Origin of the sequence: Halalkalibacter sp. APA_J-10(15) (assembly GCF_023017105.1) — a bacterium.
Taxonomy (GTDB): Bacteria; Bacillota; Bacilli; order Bacillales; family Bacillaceae_D; genus Halalkalibacter.
Genome location: NZ_JALKEV010000004.1, coordinates 19,339 through 34,482, shown reverse-complemented (window position 1 = coordinate 34,482; position 15,144 = coordinate 19,339). Strand labels below are relative to the sequence as shown.

The following is a 15,144-nucleotide window of genomic DNA, read 5'->3' as shown; positions in this document are numbered from 1 at the left end:
TGTCTTGTTTGAGCGTGAGCGATTTTGTGACAATTGTGAGGGAAGTGAGTAGTACATTGTAGATGTTATTAAGGCGCCAATATTTAACAATTTCAGTATTGGCAAGTAGCCTAGTCTAAAAAGCGCTTTTTCATATCAGATGTTGGGACTAGACATTGCTCCTTTTGACCAAACCATTTATAACGGTTGTTCGCAACAATTTGATAAACTGCGTCACGAAGTATGCGAGGGAAAATAATGGCGATATAAGATAGCTTCCATAGTCCTTTTAGCTGTTTACAAATTCGTAATACAGCTGTTGAACGAATATAGTGTTGATTATTTTCAATAAGTACCATACTATTCATTGTGCTTGATATATTATGATTTGCTAATAAGTATTGACCAATTTCACTTTGTAAGGAAGCGAATTGAAATTGTGCATTTGGGTCACGTTTAATAATAAATTGTACACTTTGGTTACATATATGACAATCTCCATCAATAAGTACGATTCGTTTCATCAGTTTATCATTCCTATCGAATTATCAAATTTATAAAGCAATGTTTAAAAAGTACCCAAAAAATATGACAATGGTTCCGTTCACTATGCGTCTTGTGGCGAGAAAACCACTGATCATAAGACTTTAAAAGATATAGCGACTACGCTTCATTGCTTCGAGGTCATTCAAAAAGTTGAAGTCCATTCATGTTAGCCTCATTTTAACATAAATTATTAATTTGTCTCGTCTATTTGAAAGTGAAAGAAATAATAGGTAAGATAGTATGAAGAGAAAAGTTTATTGTAGTGAGGTGCAATTTTATGGGAGAAGCAAACCGTGATGTTTATGTGAATCCGAAACAAGTCATGTTTATTTTAGGAGCGTTTATTTTTGGAGGTTTACTTTTAGTATCCTTTATTCATGCGGGGTTTTACGCTGAGCATTATTCAACATCAATTCTATGGCAATTCCGTGGCACGATTTTAGGAGCGGCTGTTATCTTCTTTGCTCTAACCGTTTTCTTAAATCGTCAAACAAGTGAAAAACAAGAAAAATAGTGGATGAGGCTGGGACATAACTAAAGTGTCTATCTGGAAACCCGAACAAAAGATGAACGTAGCGGATGAAATATACGTAGACTCCTGCGGAATGAAAAGCGAGACCACTGAAAAAGTCCTTTCTAGTAACTCAAAGAAGAGTAATGGCTCCGCTCGTTGCACGCCTTTCTATGAGAAACCCACTCATAGAAAGGCTTTCAAAATCGGGCAACGGCTACGCACATTACTTAAAGGGCCGCTGAAAAGCCAAGGGTGAGACCCCGCAGTGCGAAGCACGAGGAGGCTCACCGGCTTCCCGCGGAAAGCGAAGTATATTTCAGGAGCGGTTTACGTCCACCATCTATCATTGTTCGGCTTTTCTTTTAGATAAACCACTTTTGTCCCAGCCTCATTTTTTAAATCAATAAAATTAATGTGCTTAAACTTGCAAGTGGTGCCACTATTTATTTTTTCGTATTAAGAATTTACAATGTGGCTCACCATCTGATTGACAGGAAATTCGATCAATCTCATTTGTTTCAAGCACTTGCTTAAACATTTCGGTTTCACACGTACAAGCGTCTTTGTAATCAGAGGCAATGGCTAAAATAGGACAATTATATTCTGTTAATTCGTACGTTCCGTCGTTTATTTTTTGCAGCTCAGCCATGTAGCCCTTCTCATTTTGTATATTAGTGAGCTCTGCTATTTTTTCATCAAAATTTGTTTGAATTAGTCGTTGTTTATAACTTTTTGTTAAACGTTGCTCTCTTTTTTTAAACAAAGTGTGAATGACCTCGTAACCATGTAATTCCTCAATATCCTGTAAAAATTCAACGCTAATCCCTTCGTAGTTTCTTGGAAAAAGTAGCTCCCCTTTGCTAGTTAAAGAGTATCTTTGTTGCGGACGACCGACCGCTTGTCTAACTTCTTTCCCTTCAATGAGTCCATCTTTCTCAAGTGAAAGTATATGCTTTCGAACTGCCATATGTGTGATATTTAATGTGGCTGTTAAGTTTTGAACAGACAAAGTTCCGTTTTTCTTGAGAAGTTCTAGTAGTTTGTTTTTTGTTGAGTGCATGTAAGTCTCTCCTCTATGTATGAAAATATTTGAATGAATGAGAAGCTGAATGCTTTGCAAAATATGATGGATATGATGTACTATCATTATATACTTTTTATACTAAAATGTATATAAAATAAGAGGTGAGAGAAATGAATCAACGCCGTGTTAAAAACAAATGGACCGTTAAGTATGAAGAGATGAGTTTTCCTTTTATTCAGAAAGGATGGGTGCTGCCGAATGGGAAATTTAAGGAATTTGACCCATTTATCATAATGGCTGAGGATTGGTTTAAAAGAGGCGCCTTTTCTGATCATCCCCATCGAGGATTCCAGACGATTACATATGTAGTGGATGGTCGGTTAGAGCATATTGATAATAGTGGAAGTCGTGAAATCCTTGAACCAGGTGATATGCAATATATGAATGCAGGATCTGGTGCACGACATGCAGAGGAAGCTGTTAGTGATGACATTGCTCATACGTTACAGCTGTGGTTAAACTTGCCGAAAGAGAAAAAGTTCTCTAAGCCTTATTATCAAAATGTTTATTCAGAAGCTACTCCTACAATTGAGATAGATCGTGGATTCGTTAAAATATTTGCAGGACAAATTGGGAATATCGTTGGACCGCTTCAGTCAATGGTTCCAATAACGATAGCTGAGGCCAATTTAGAAGAAGGAGCGTGCTATCAACATCAACTACCTGTTACGCATCAGGCATTTGTGTATGTACTCTCAGGTGAACTTGAAATAGGTGATGAAAGAACAGTGCTAAAAAAGCATGATGTTGCAACGCTAACGATGACTGACCAAGTTAGCTTGAGTCACGATAACTGCTCAATAGTTGCTCGTTCACGTCGAGTAAAGCTTTTAATTTATTCTGGAGAACCAATTAAAGAGACAATCGTTCCGTATGGTCCGTTTGTCATGAATTCAGAAGAAGAAATAAAAGAAGCTTATCATGATTATCGTACTGGAAAATTTGGTCCGGCAGCTAAGTCGTGATGGTTGTTTATACTTAATAATATAAAAAGATAATAAAAGAATGGGAGAGAAAATCAATGAATGAAAAAGAATTGTATGATGTAACGATTATTGGTGGAGGGCCAACAGGTTTATTTGCGACTTTTTATGCAGGAATGCGTGACTTAAAGGTGAAGATTATTGATAGCTTAGGTCAACTTGGTGGGCAAGTGGGCGAATTATACCCAGATAAATATATTTATGATGTTGGTGGATTTCCGAAGGTACTTGGGAAAGAATTTATTAAGAATTTAGAGGAGCAAGCTGCTTTTGCCAAACCAACGATTTGTCTTAATGAAACAGTTTTACATGTGGAGAAAGATGAGGACAAGTTTACGTTAACGACCAATCAAGGGCAACATGTTTCCAAAACTATTTTGATTACTGGAGGAATAGGGGCGTTTGAACCGCGTAAATTAAAGATTGAAGGGGAGCAGTTGTATGAAGGGAAGAGCCTGCATTACTCAGTAAAGGATTTACAGTTTTTTGAAGGGCAACGTGTTCTTGTTTGTGGTGGTGGTGATTCAGCTGTAGATTGGTCCCTCATGCTTGAGAATGTTGCATCACATGTTACATTATGTCATCGTCGAAATGATTTCAAAGCTCATGAAAGTAGCGTCAACGAGTTAAAAGCTTCTTCGGTTAATATAAAAACACCATACGCTATCAAACGATTAATTGGTGAGGGAGAAACGCTTCGTCAAGTAGTGATTGCTCATAAAAATGGAGATGAAGAGGTGGTTGATACTGATCATATCATCGTCAATTATGGAAATATTTCTTCTCTTGGTCCGATTAAAAGCTGGGGTTTAGAAATGGATCGTCAATCAATTATCGTTAATTCAAAAATGGAAACCAATATTGAGGGCATATTTGCAGCAGGTGACATTGTAAACTATGAAGGAAAGGTGAAACTTATTGCGGTCGGGTTAGGTGAAGCACCAATTGCGATAAATCATGCAAAAGCATATATTGACCCTGCTTCAAGAGTTCAGCCGTTGCATAGTACGAGTGTATTTAAATAGGAGGTCATGGAAATGAAAATAGTTGGCGTATCTGGTTCAATGATTGGATCTAAAACAGTAAAAGTTGTTAGTGAAGTATTAGAAGCTGTTAAACGGAAAAGCCCAGCTGTCGAAACGGAGTTAATTGATTTAAAGGAGTATGAGATTGATTGGGTACGAGGCTTACCATTAGAAGAGTATAACGATGACACTCAGAAAGTTGTGCAGAAAATGATTGCCGCGGATGCACTCGTTTTCGGAACACCAATTTATCAGGCTTCTATTTCAGGTGTGTTAAAAAACCTGTTTGACCACTTACCGATGGGGGTGTTTCAATCGAAAGTTACAGGCATCGTTACTACTGCAGGGTCAGAGCGTCATTTTCTTGTTGCTGAATATCAGTTAAAGCCAATCCTGCAATTTTTGAAAGCTACCGTACCGAATACGCAAGTGTTTGCTGTAAATGGAAGCTTTAATGAGAAGAATGAAATTGTCGATCAAGAAGTATTAACTCGTATAGATGTGTTAGCAGAAGCGATTGTACAACAATAAATAGTATGAGTGAAACGTCACAGGCTTAAAGGTATTTGCTTGTGGCGTTTTTAATTAATTTGAAAGAGTATATGAGTAAAGGGATTTTATAGTAATTGTAGAATATTTTATAATGAAAGATAGAAGAGAGGAGTCATTAGAGATGAGTGATATAGAGAAAAAAATTAGTAGTAAGAGTGAGGAAATGAACTTCTCGGGAGTTGTACATGTTGTTCGAAATGGACAGTTGACCCTACATAAAGCATACGGTTATGCGAATCGATCAGAGAAATTAGAAAATAACATCGACACACGATTCGGAATTGCTTCTGGTTGCAAACTGTTTACAGCGATCGCGATTTGTCAATTTGTTGAACAAGGGAAACTAACACTACATACGAAATTGAAGGATTGCTTGTCTGTTCCTTTTCCGAATTTTTCAGAAGAGATTACGATACATCATTTATTAACACATAGCTCTGGTGTACCCGATTATTTTGATGAAGAGCTCATGGATGATTTTGAGGAAATCTGGGAGAAAGTACCGGTGTATGTAATGAAAAATCCTCGTGACTTTTTACCTTTATTTCAAAATGATTTAATGAAGTTTTCCCCAGGTGAGAGGTTTCATTATAATAATGCGGGCTATATCTTGTTAGGGTTAGTCATTGAACAGTTATCAGGTATGAGTTTCACAAGCTATGTGGAGGAGCATATTTTTAAACGCTGTAACATGGATAAATCAGGTTATTACTCACTTGATCATCTACCAAGCAATACCGCGCTAGGTTATATTGATGAAGCAAATGGAATGTGGAGAACAAATTTATATTCTTTACCGATCATTGGTGGAGCAGATGGAGGGGCCTTTATTACAACTAGTAATATGATTAATCTTTGGCAGGCTGTACGTGAGCGTAGACTATTAAGTGAAACGATGACGGAGTTGTTGTTTACCTCTCACGTACTAACAGGTCAAGGTGGCTGTTATGGTTATGGCGTTTGGATTGAGGAGAGCACAGCTTTTGGACGCAAATATCATGTTATGGGTTATGATCCTGGTGTAAGCTTCGCTTCAGCTTATTATCCTGAAAGGGATTGTATAGTTGTGGTCACTTCTAATAAATCGAGTGGTCCTCATGATATAGTAGAAGTCATTGAAAAAGAATGGGAATGAACAATATGTACAAAATTATGGGAGTGAGTGAGGATGATCAAAGGTATAGATCATGTCCAAATAACGATTCCAACAGGGGAAGAAGAGGCAGGAAGAGCTTTCTATTGTGAAGGGTTAGGGATAGAGGAAATGGAAAAGCCAGCGTCATTACAGGGGAGAGGAGGATTTTGGCTAAAGGTGGGTAATCGTCAAGTACATGTTGGGACAGAAGAAGGGTTTGATCGTTTTCAGACGAAGGCACATATTGCCTATGAAGTGTCCGATCTAGATCATTGGAAACAAAGATTGAATAAGTTAGGAATCGAGATTGTTGAAGCCGTTCCTATCCCAGGGTATGAGCGATTTGAATGTCGTGACCCGTTCGGGAATCGAATGGAATTTATTAATGAAAGTGAAAAATAGAGAAGAATGGGTGCATAAGTTAAAATTGAAATATAAGGAGAGGTACTTCAGTTGACATTCTGATTCATCCATTCATCTTTTAATAACCCATAAATAATGATATCCATATATGTATGATGTAAGTATTGACTACTTCGAATACAGCCTTCATGAAGGAAGCCGAGTCGTTCTGGTATGCGACGGCTTTTTTTATTTTCTTTAGCAACACGTATCTCGACTTTGTTGAATTGTAGCTCTTCGAATGTGTAAGCTGTTAAGGCTTGAACAACACGAGTCATGATTCCTTTTCCTTGAACGTTTTCTGCCAACCAGTAACCAATCGTTGTTATTTTATTAATGTGATCAATTTGATTAAATCCTGCATTTCCAACGATTTGATCGTCATAGAGTATGACAGTATTTAAACCTTTGCTTTCGTTAGCGAGCTGTTCGCAGGAGTGAATGAAGTTTTTGGTATGTTCAACAGTTGTTGTGTCATCTACCCAGGGAAGCCATTTGCGTAAATGGCTTCTTGATTGCTCTGCTACATAAAACAGTTGATGAGCATCTGTGTATTCAATTTGTTTAATCATTAACGAATCATCTATTTTTTTAGTAAACATGATAACCTCCTAAAGACTTAATATCCTTTTTTTACAGTAACATGAAAAACATGTTCGTGGGATGAAATTCTTATACTAGGTTCATGATGATTCTATTTAAATTGGTCATACTAATGAAAGAGGTGAGAGAGGTGGAGAATAACAACAAATGGTTTAGATGGTTATATCGTTCTGCTCTTATTTTGATCATTGCTCTCATTATCTTTGTTTTTATTCAGCTTACACCAATTTTTGCTCCTTTTAGCGCTATTTTCAAGGCTTTAGTATTACCACTCGGTGTATCGGTTTTGATTGCTTATTTACTTCACCCGATAGTGGAGAAGCTTCATGAAGTTGGGATGTCAAGAACCGTAGCTGTTATGTTACTTTTTCTTTTAATGATCGGCTTGTTTGCACTTATTGCTATGATTGGATTTCCAGAATTGAAAAAGCAAATTGAACATTTTGTTGAAGTTGTACCTGAGCAAGTTCAAATGATTGAGCAAGCAACAGATGAAATGGACCACCAGCTCCATAGTTTGCCAAAACCCATCCAGCTTCAGGTAGAAAATTGGAAAGATCAATTAATTCGATTAGGTGAACACATTTTTAGTCAAGTAGAAGCAGTGTTTCTCTTTTTAGTGACATCTTTTTTCGCTTTAATCGTGATCCCATTTTTAGTTTTTTATTTATTGAAAGATTATGATCAAATTCAGAGGATTTGCTGGTATGTGACACCGCGAAGATGGCGAAAACCTTTGCAGCGCTTTATAAAGGATGTCGACCAAGCGATAGGAGGATTTATACGAGGACAATTACTCGTATCGTTACTAGTTGGAGTCATGTCAACTCTCGGTCTGTGGCTGTTAGGTGTACCATACCCGATCCTTCTCGGTGTCTTTATCGGCGCACTTGATTTAATTCCATTTTTTGGTCCTTACATAGGTGCGGCTCCTGCTGTGATTGTTAGTTTTCTTGAATCGTGGCAGCTTGGATTATTTACGATTCTTTTATTATTTATTATTCAACAGCTAGAAAGTAACATTCTATCACCAGTTATCGTTGGAAAGAGTATACACCTTCACCCAGTATTAATTATTTTAGCTTTATTAGTTGGTGTAGAAATTGGGGGTTTTTTAGGTATGTTATTGGCTGTACCATTATTGGCCATAGGTAAGGTGTTTTTTTTACACATACGTTCATACCGTCTCGCACGTTGACATTTGCTTGTTACATTTTTATAATAAAAGAGCGAAATGAACAGGTAAAAACGTTGAAGGAACGAGTATGAAGCAGTTCCACTTGTATAGAGAGGTTTGCCCGAGGCTGGAAGGTGAACTAAGTGAAGAGCTTCAGAACGCTAATCCTGAGTGTAGCTAATCGCTACCGTTAACCCGCGTTAAGGTATGAAAGTGATAGACGAATGTCTATAATTAGGGTGGTACCGCGTGAACAAGCTCTCGTCCCTTTATTGAGGGAGTGAGGGCTTTTTTCTATGAACGTTACGAGAATTTGGTATACCAGATTACATGTAAAGGGAGTCGATGAAGGTGAAACATTTAACATCTGCACAAGTTAGACAAATGTTTTTAGATTTTTTTAAAGAAAAAGGGCACGATATTGAACCGAGTGCATCACTCGTCCCGCATGATGATCCGACTTTATTATGGATTAATAGTGGGGTTGCTACCTTAAAGAAGTACTTTGATGGTCGAGTGATTCCCGATAATCCCCGTATAACAAATGCGCAAAAATCGATTCGAACAAATGATATTGAAAACGTAGGTAAGACAGCTCGGCATCATACGTTTTTTGAAATGCTTGGGAACTTTTCAATTGGAGATTACTTTAAGGAAGAAGCGATTGAGTGGGCTTGGGAGTTTCTAACGAGCGATCAGTGGATTGGATTTGATCCTGACAAATTATCCGTAACAGTACATCCTGAGGATCACGAAGCCTATGAATATTGGCAATCGACAATTGGGCTTCCACCTGAACGAATTATTCGTTTAGAAGGGAATTTCTGGGATATTGGTGAAGGTCCAAGTGGACCGAATACGGAAATATTTTATGATCGTGGCGTAGCATATGGTGACGATGAGAGTGATCCTGAGCTTTATCCTGGTGGGGAAAACGATCGATATCTTGAAGTATGGAATTTAGTATTTTCACAATTTAACCATAATCCAGACGGTACATACACACCACTACCTAAGAAAAACATAGATACAGGTATGGGACTTGAACGTATGGTGTCCATTATCCAAGATGTTCCAACAAACTTTGAAACGGATTTATTTATGCCGATTATTAAAGCAACGGAGCCTATTTCCGGAAAATCATATGGCCAAGATGTTGAAATTGATGTTGCCTTTAAAGTGATTGCCGATCACGTTCGAACGGTAACATTTGCCGTAACGGATGGTGCATTGCCTTCCAATGAGGGACGTGGGTATGTATTACGTCGTCTTTTACGTCGAGCTGTTCGATATGCAAAGTTGATTGGAATTGACCGTCCTTTTATGTATGAACTCGTTCCGGTTGTCGGTGAAATTATGGTGGATTTTTATCCAGAGGTAAAAGAGAAGACAGAATTTGTGCAAAAAGTCATGAAAAATGAGGAAGAGAGATTCCATGAAACACTTCATGAAGGATTAGCTATTTTACATAAGGTGCTTGATGAGGCAAAGCAGAATGATGAGAAAGTGATTTCTGGTGTTGACGTTTTCCGACTTTATGATACGTATGGATTTCCTGTTGATTTGACAGAAGAATACGTGGAAGAACAAGGTTTAACAATCGACCGTGAAGGCTTTGAAGAGGAAATGGAAGGTCAACGTTCACGTGCTCGTTCAGCGAGACAAGAAACAGGCTCAATGCAAGTTCAGGATGAGGTACTTGGACAGATTAATGCTGAAAGTGTTTTCGTTGGATATGATGAGCTGAAGGTTGAACAGACAAAGATTGAAGTAATCATTGCTGATAAAGAAGTAATAAGAGAAGCACACGAACAAGAGCAAGTGCAAATTATTCTAAGCAAAACACCATTCTATGCTGAAAGCGGTGGACAAATCGCGGATGTTGGTACGATTAGCGGTGAAGGGTTTGTAGCTGATGTTCAGAATGTGAAGAAAGCGCCTAACGGTCAGCATCTTCATACAATTATTATAAAAGAGGGTGTTATGCAAGTTGGAGCAACGGCTATCGCTGAAGTGAATGCTCCAAGCAGAAAAGCGATTGTGAAAAATCATACGGCGACTCATTTGCTTCATCAAGCGTTAAAGGATGTTTTAGGTGAGCATGTGAATCAAGCTGGCTCCCTCGTGTCCGCTGAAAGACTTCGATTCGATTTCTCTCATTTTGGTCAAGTGACGAAAGAAGAATTAAGTCGAATTGAAGAGATTGTCAATAAACAAATTTGGGAAGCGACCGATGTTGATATTACAATAAAGAAGCTAGATGAAGCAAAAGCTATGGGAGCAATGGCGCTCTTTGGTGAGAAATATGGAGAAACAGTACGTGTTGTGAGAGTCGGCGAATATAGTTTGGAGCTTTGTGGTGGCTGTCATGTTCGAAATACAGCTGAAATTGGCTTGTGTAAGCTTGTAAGTGAATCTGGAATTGGTGCAGGTGTGCGTCGAATAGAAGCGGTAACGGCACAAGGTGCTTATGAGCAAATGAGCAGTCAACTACGAGATTTACAAGATGCTGCTTCTATCCTGAAAGCGAAACGAGTAGAAGAAGTTCCACAACGAGTGGAGTCTTTAAATCAACAATTAAAAGAAGTTCAGCGTGAGAATGAATCTTTAATGGCGAAATTGGGTAACATGGAAGCTGGAAGCCTAATTGATGATGTTGTTGAAGTTAATGGAGTAAAGGTACTTGCGAAAAAAGTGAATGCTGGTGATATGGATGCATTACGAGCAATTGTCGACAAATTAAAGCAGGACCTATCTTCTGGTATCATTGTATTAGCTGCTGTATCTGGTGAAAAAGTAAACATTGTAGCTGGTGTGACAAAAGATTTGCTTGAATCTGGTTACCATGCCGGTAAGCTTGTAAAGGAAGTAGCGACACGCTGCGGAGGCGGAGGTGGTGGACGTCCCGATATGGCCCAAGCAGGTGGAAAGAAGCCAGAGGAATTAGAAAAGGCACTTGCCTTTGTTCAAGATTACGTAAATACAATTTCCTAAATGGATCATTTTGGTGTACAATGGAAATAAAGACAAGCTAGCTTTTAAGGGAAGAAGGAGACTAGCAATGAATGAAAGAGGTGTGTGTGATGAGCTCTATGGACAAAACGATGCAATTTGATTTTCAGGATGATTCGGTTGATGTGGATGTGCAAGAGGTGCTTCTTTCTGTGTATGGATCACTTGAGGAAAAAGGTTACAACCCTATCAACCAAATTGTTGGCTATTTACTGTCAGGAGATCCTGCGTACATTCCTCGTCATAAGGATGCTCGTACGCTCATTCGCAAGCTAGAACGGGACGAATTAATTGAAGAATTGGTGAAATCCTATCTCACACAACACCAAAAGGAGATTGGATGAGAGCGTTAGGATTAGATGTGGGTACGAAAACAGTTGGAATTGCCCTTAGTGATGAGCTAGGTTGGACAGCCCAAGGTCTGGAAACCATTAGACGAAATGAAGACAACCCTTCTGAAGATATGGAAAAGATAGCTAACCTTGTTAAAGAGCATGAAGTAAGCCATATAGTCATAGGATTACCTAAGAATATGAATGGTTCCATTGGTCCAAGTGGTGAGCGAAGCAAGGAGTTTGCTGAGCAACTTCAAGAGTTTGTCACTTGTGATATGACATTTTGGGATGAACGATTAACGACGGTTGCAGCAGAAAAAATGCTCATTTCAGCTGATGTTAGTCGAAAAAAACGTAAGAAAGTGATCGATAAAATGGCTGCAGTAATGATTTTACAAGGTTATTTGGATCATAAATAAGTGAAAGAGGTGTCTTATGGCAAACGAAGAGAAAGAACGCATTGTCATTCCCGATGAGAATGGGGATGAGCATTTATTTGATGAATTATTTCGTTTTCAAGTAGATGAAACGGATCAATCATATATTTTATTAACGCCTGTTGGCTCTGATCAAGAAGATGAGGATGAAGAGGTCGAGGTGTTCGCTTTCCGTTTTGAAGATCGCGAAGGTGAAGAAAACGATATCGCTCTATTTCCGTTAGAATCCGATCAAGAGTGGGAAATGGTTGAAGAAATGTTGAATACATTTAGCGAAGATCAAGAATAAAGGCATTGTCTTAAAGGTATTTCGGTAGTTAAAACCTTCCGAAATACCTTTTTTTCAGGTGAGAGTGTATTAAATTCTTAAAAGTTGAATCAATGAAGGTTCGATCATTTATTTACATTGTTTAACACAAACATGAATTTTCAAGTTTTTATTACTGACATATTAGAAAAATATAGTATAATGATACGGTGGAAGGAGGAGAAGGATGTCTAATTCCGACGATAAACAAAGAAATTCCTTGTATCATGAAAGAGCAACTCAAGCTCGAATAGTAAGGCGTATTGTCTTTTTTGCGTTTCTTGGCTTAGTTATACTTGGAACGATCGCAGGATTTGGTGCGTATTCATATATAACCAATGCTCTATCTCCAGTTGATGAAGACTCACCAGAGGAAATGGAGATTACGATACCAATTGGTTCTACTGCCAATCACATCGGAACGATACTAGAAGAAGAAGGGCTTGTTCGTAATGGGACCGTCTTTCGTTATTATGTACGATATAAAAATGAATCTGGATTTCAAGCAGGAGATTATCGACTCCATACAGGTATGACAATGGATGAAATTATTGAATCCTTAAAAGATGGAACGGTTATGCAAGATCCAGAATTGGTATTTACTATTCCTGAAGGGTTATGGCTTGAGCGTATGATTGAAGTTATCGCAAAAGAAACGGATCATACGGTTGAGGATCTTGAAGCGGTTATCCATGATAAAGACTATGTTGAATCGTTGATTGAACGATATGATATGCTAACTGAGGTTGTTTTAGATGAAAATATTCGTTATCCATTAGAAGGGTACCTATTTCCAGCACGATATGATTTCATGGTTGAAAATCCTTCTATTGAGGAAATCGTCGAGGCGATGCTAAGTAGAACACAGGCGATTTTAACTAACCTTGAAGAAGAGATGGACGAGCTTGAATTAACACCGCATGAAGTATTGACATTAGCTTCAATTATTGAGCGAGAAGCACAGAAGTCTGAAGATCGTTATATGATCTCAGGTGTCCTTCATACGCGTTTAGAGCGTGGAATGAAATTAGAAGTCGATCCGACTACCGCTTATGCAATAGGTGAGCATTTATATATGACATCATTAACGGACACTCGATTTGAATCTCCATACAATACGTATGTTGTAGAGGGAATTCCAATTGGCCCAATTGCAGGACCAGGACAGGATTCGATAGAAGCTGTAGTTCGTCCCGAAATAACAGGCGATCTTTATTTCTACGCGCGAATTAATGGAGATGTTCTGTATACGGATACGTATGAAGAGCACTTAGCAAATCGAGATCGTTATCGTCATGAGTGGATTGAAGCGGCTGAACAAGCAGAACAAGAGGATGAAGAGTAATGATAAGGGGCACTGAAAAAGTTTGGTTTTAACTTTTTCGGTGCCCTTCCAGTGACTTCAATTATGAGGGGGGAGGTGTCATTGACACACCCTCTTTTCCATATAAGCAAGAAGGGGGTAGAAGATGGAACAGCTTGAGACTTATGTGAAATCGTTAATTCCAAGACGAGACTCAATTGTAGAAGAAATGGAACGACAAGCAGAAAGAGATCATGTACCGATTATGGATATCATTGCGATGGAGTTTTTACTTCAGCAATTAAAGCTAATGAAGCCGGAAAGGATTTTAGAAATTGGCACAGCTATCGGGTATTCAGCCATACGAATGAGTCAAGCAACTGGAGCAACGGTTGTGACAATTGAACGAGAAGAGCAGCGATATGAACAAGCGCTTGAAAATATTCAACGTGTTGAGTTAGAGAGCAAAATTCATGTTTGGTTTGGGGACGCACTGAATCTTGTTGAAAAACTTGAATCTTTGCCCCATTTTGATGTATTATTTATTGATGCCGCTAAAGGCCAATATCAACGCTTCTTTGAATTATACGAACCGTATGTAAAGCGCGGCGGTGTGATCTTTTCTGATAATGTTCTTTTTCGTGGATTAGTTGCAGAGGCTGAGGTTGAATCAAAGAGGTTACGGAATTTAACCGAGAAAATAAAAACGTATAACTCTTGGTTAATGGCGCATCCTCGTTATGATACGAGAATTGTGCCAGTTGGTGACGGATTAGCGATCAGTATAAAACGATAGTAAAAAGGAGAGTAGGACGGTGAAAAAGCCTGAATTACTTGTAACACCAAAGGATCTTAATGCACTTGAACGTTTATTTAACGCTGGAGCTGATGCGGCGATTATAGGTGAAGAACGTTATGGGTTACGTCTTGCTGGTGAATTTACGCGAAATGATATTAAACAAGCGGTCGAGCTTGCCCATAAACAAAATAAAAAAATATACGTTGCAATGAATGCCCTCTTTCACAATGACAAAATAGAAGAGCTGACAGAATATGTGGCTTTTTTAAGTGAAGCAGAAATAGATGCCATCGTATTTGGTGACCCAGCTGTTGTGATGACTGTTCGCGAGGTTGCACCTAATATGCCTTTACATTGGAATACAGAGACGACAGCGACAAATTGGTTTACAGCAAACTATTGGGGCAAAAGAGGAGCTACGCGAGCGGTTTTAGCTCGTGAGCTCAGCATGGATGCCATTATTGAGATTAAAGAGCATGCTGAAGTAGCAGTTGAAGTTCAAGTTCATGGAATGACCTGTATGTTTCAATCGAAACGCACATTAATCGGGAACTATATGGAATTCCAAGGAAAGAATTTAGAAGTAGAGCGACGGGGAAAGGAGCGACAATTGTATTTGTTTGATCCGGAACGCGAAGCTCGCTATCCTATTTTTGAAGATGAGAACGGAACACATATTATGAGCCCGAATGATATAGCCATTATTGATGAGCTAGAGGAAATGATTGATGCCCAAATCGATAGCTTTAAAATCGATGGTGTATTAAAGTCAACTGAATATATGGAAGAAGTTACGAAACTTTATCGTGACGCGATTGATCTCTGTATAACAGATCGTGAACAATATGAGGAGAAAAAAGAACTGTATATCGATCAATTAGAAGTGCTACAACCGAAGCATCGTAAGCTCGATACAGGCTTCTTTTTTAAGGAAACTGTGTATTAAAAAAG

The 15,144-nt window shown here is 38.5% G+C and carries 17 protein-coding genes and 1 other annotated feature; of the genes, 14 read left to right on the top strand and 3 right to left on the bottom strand.

The features are described 5' to 3' along the window. Window positions 1–110: 110 nt before the first annotated feature. The gene (locus MW695_RS06055; protein WP_247104212.1) at window positions 111–503 is read right to left on the bottom strand and encodes a thiol-disulfide oxidoreductase DCC family protein; all 393 of its coding nucleotides are present in this window, start codon (window positions 501–503) and stop codon (window positions 111–113) included. A gap of 299 nt (window positions 504–802) precedes the next feature. Here MW695_RS06055 and MW695_RS06050 point away from each other — a divergent pair, with 299 nt between their 5' ends. After that, window positions 803–1,039: a hypothetical protein gene (locus tag MW695_RS06050; protein WP_247104211.1), complete on the top strand. Its 237-nt coding sequence runs from the start codon at window positions 803–805 to the stop codon at window positions 1,037–1,039. A 439-nt stretch (window positions 1,040–1,478) separates the two neighbouring features. Here MW695_RS06050 and MW695_RS06045 read toward each other — a convergent pair whose 3' ends face one another. Beyond that, window positions 1,479–2,099, bottom strand: a complete 621-nt coding sequence (locus MW695_RS06045) for a helix-turn-helix transcriptional regulator (protein WP_247104210.1) — start codon at window positions 2,097–2,099, stop codon at window positions 1,479–1,481. A gap of 134 nt (window positions 2,100–2,233) precedes the next feature. Here MW695_RS06045 and MW695_RS06040 point away from each other — a divergent pair, with 134 nt between their 5' ends. From MW695_RS06040 to MW695_RS06020, 5 genes are all read left to right on the top strand, one after another. Continuing rightward, complete coding sequence (locus MW695_RS06040) at window positions 2,234–3,088, top strand: pirin family protein (protein WP_247104209.1); 855 nt, start codon at window positions 2,234–2,236, stop codon at window positions 3,086–3,088. A gap of 56 nt (window positions 3,089–3,144) precedes the next feature. Then, window positions 3,145–4,131, top strand: a complete 987-nt coding sequence (locus MW695_RS06035) for an NAD(P)/FAD-dependent oxidoreductase (protein WP_247104207.1) — start codon at window positions 3,145–3,147, stop codon at window positions 4,129–4,131. A gap of 12 nt (window positions 4,132–4,143) precedes the next feature. Next, a complete protein-coding gene (locus MW695_RS06030) occupies window positions 4,144–4,662 on the top strand; it encodes an NADPH-dependent FMN reductase (RefSeq protein ID WP_247104205.1) in 519 nt (172 codons plus the stop codon). Window positions 4,663–4,804: 142 nt separating this feature from the next. Further along, complete coding sequence (locus MW695_RS06025) at window positions 4,805–5,818, top strand: serine hydrolase domain-containing protein (protein WP_247104203.1); 1,014 nt, start codon at window positions 4,805–4,807, stop codon at window positions 5,816–5,818. 33 nt (window positions 5,819–5,851) lie between these two features. Then, window positions 5,852–6,220, top strand: coding sequence for a VOC family protein (locus MW695_RS06020; protein ID WP_247104202.1), 369 nt, complete (start codon window positions 5,852–5,854; stop codon window positions 6,218–6,220). Between the two features lie 47 nt (window positions 6,221–6,267). Here MW695_RS06020 and MW695_RS06015 read toward each other — a convergent pair whose 3' ends face one another. Continuing rightward, complete coding sequence (locus tag MW695_RS06015; RefSeq protein ID WP_247104201.1) at window positions 6,268–6,822, bottom strand: GNAT family N-acetyltransferase; 555 nt, start codon at window positions 6,820–6,822, stop codon at window positions 6,268–6,270. Between the two features lie 131 nt (window positions 6,823–6,953). Between MW695_RS06015 and MW695_RS06010 the strand changes: the two genes are divergently transcribed. The 8 genes from MW695_RS06010 to MW695_RS05975 all read left to right on the top strand — a co-directional run bounded on the left by MW695_RS06010 (window position 6,954) and on the right by MW695_RS05975 (window position 15,139). Further along, window positions 6,954–8,021 carry an AI-2E family transporter gene (locus MW695_RS06010; protein WP_247104200.1) on the top strand — a complete coding sequence of 356 codons (1,068 nt, stop codon included), beginning with the start codon at window positions 6,954–6,956 and terminating at the stop codon, window positions 8,019–8,021. 44 nt (window positions 8,022–8,065) lie between these two features. Then, window positions 8,066–8,272: a binding site (T-box leader), on the top strand. A gap of 79 nt (window positions 8,273–8,351) precedes the next feature. Next, entirely contained in the window at window positions 8,352–10,994 is a 2,643-nt protein-coding gene (gene alaS, locus MW695_RS06005) for an alanine--tRNA ligase (protein WP_247104199.1), read from the top strand. Window positions 10,995–11,083: 89 nt separating this feature from the next. Next, the gene (locus MW695_RS06000) at window positions 11,084–11,356 is read left to right on the top strand and encodes an IreB family regulatory phosphoprotein (RefSeq protein WP_247104198.1); all 273 of its coding nucleotides are present in this window, start codon (window positions 11,084–11,086) and stop codon (window positions 11,354–11,356) included. Continuing rightward, on the top strand, window positions 11,353–11,766 hold the full coding sequence (gene ruvX / locus MW695_RS05995) for a Holliday junction resolvase RuvX (protein WP_247104196.1): 414 nt from the start codon (window positions 11,353–11,355) through the stop codon (window positions 11,764–11,766). The genes MW695_RS06000 and ruvX overlap by 4 nt, the downstream gene beginning before the upstream one ends. 16 nt (window positions 11,767–11,782) lie before the next feature. Beyond that, window positions 11,783–12,073, top strand: a complete 291-nt coding sequence (locus tag MW695_RS05990) for a DUF1292 domain-containing protein (RefSeq protein ID WP_247104195.1) — start codon at window positions 11,783–11,785, stop codon at window positions 12,071–12,073. 205 nt (window positions 12,074–12,278) lie between these two features. After that, window positions 12,279–13,436: an endolytic transglycosylase MltG gene (mltG, locus tag MW695_RS05985; RefSeq protein ID WP_247104194.1), complete on the top strand. Its 1,158-nt coding sequence runs from the start codon at window positions 12,279–12,281 to the stop codon at window positions 13,434–13,436. Window positions 13,437–13,560: 124 nt separating this feature from the next. Continuing rightward, entirely contained in the window at window positions 13,561–14,190 is a 630-nt protein-coding gene (locus tag MW695_RS05980; RefSeq protein WP_247104193.1) for an O-methyltransferase, read from the top strand. 19 nt (window positions 14,191–14,209) lie between these two features. After that, window positions 14,210–15,139 (top strand): peptidase U32 family protein, encoded by a 930-nt coding sequence (locus MW695_RS05975; RefSeq protein ID WP_247104192.1) that lies wholly within the window; start codon window positions 14,210–14,212, stop codon window positions 15,137–15,139. Window positions 15,140–15,144 lie beyond the last annotated feature (5 nt).

Coding starts and splice junctions, on each gene's coding strand:
- MW695_RS06055 (WP_247104212.1), bottom strand. CDS start 503: ATGAAACGAATCGTACTTATTGATGGAGATTGTCATATATGTAACCAA.
- MW695_RS06050 (WP_247104211.1), top strand. CDS start 803: ATGGGAGAAGCAAACCGTGATGTTTATGTGAATCCGAAACAAGTCATG.
- MW695_RS06045 (WP_247104210.1), bottom strand. CDS start 2,099: ATGCACTCAACAAAAAACAAACTACTAGAACTTCTCAAGAAAAACGGA.
- MW695_RS06040 (WP_247104209.1), top strand. CDS start 2,234: ATGAATCAACGCCGTGTTAAAAACAAATGGACCGTTAAGTATGAAGAG.
- MW695_RS06035 (WP_247104207.1), top strand. CDS start 3,145: ATGAATGAAAAAGAATTGTATGATGTAACGATTATTGGTGGAGGGCCA.
- MW695_RS06030 (WP_247104205.1), top strand. CDS start 4,144: ATGAAAATAGTTGGCGTATCTGGTTCAATGATTGGATCTAAAACAGTA.
- MW695_RS06025 (WP_247104203.1), top strand. CDS start 4,805: ATGAGTGATATAGAGAAAAAAATTAGTAGTAAGAGTGAGGAAATGAAC.
- MW695_RS06020 (WP_247104202.1), top strand. CDS start 5,852: ATGATCAAAGGTATAGATCATGTCCAAATAACGATTCCAACAGGGGAA.
- MW695_RS06015 (WP_247104201.1), bottom strand. CDS start 6,822: ATGTTTACTAAAAAAATAGATGATTCGTTAATGATTAAACAAATTGAA.
- MW695_RS06000 (WP_247104198.1), top strand. CDS start 11,084: ATGAGCTCTATGGACAAAACGATGCAATTTGATTTTCAGGATGATTCG.
- ruvX (WP_247104196.1), top strand. CDS start 11,353: ATGAGAGCGTTAGGATTAGATGTGGGTACGAAAACAGTTGGAATTGCC.
- MW695_RS05990 (WP_247104195.1), top strand. CDS start 11,783: ATGGCAAACGAAGAGAAAGAACGCATTGTCATTCCCGATGAGAATGGG.
- mltG (WP_247104194.1), top strand. CDS start 12,279: ATGTCTAATTCCGACGATAAACAAAGAAATTCCTTGTATCATGAAAGA.
- MW695_RS05980 (WP_247104193.1), top strand. CDS start 13,561: ATGGAACAGCTTGAGACTTATGTGAAATCGTTAATTCCAAGACGAGAC.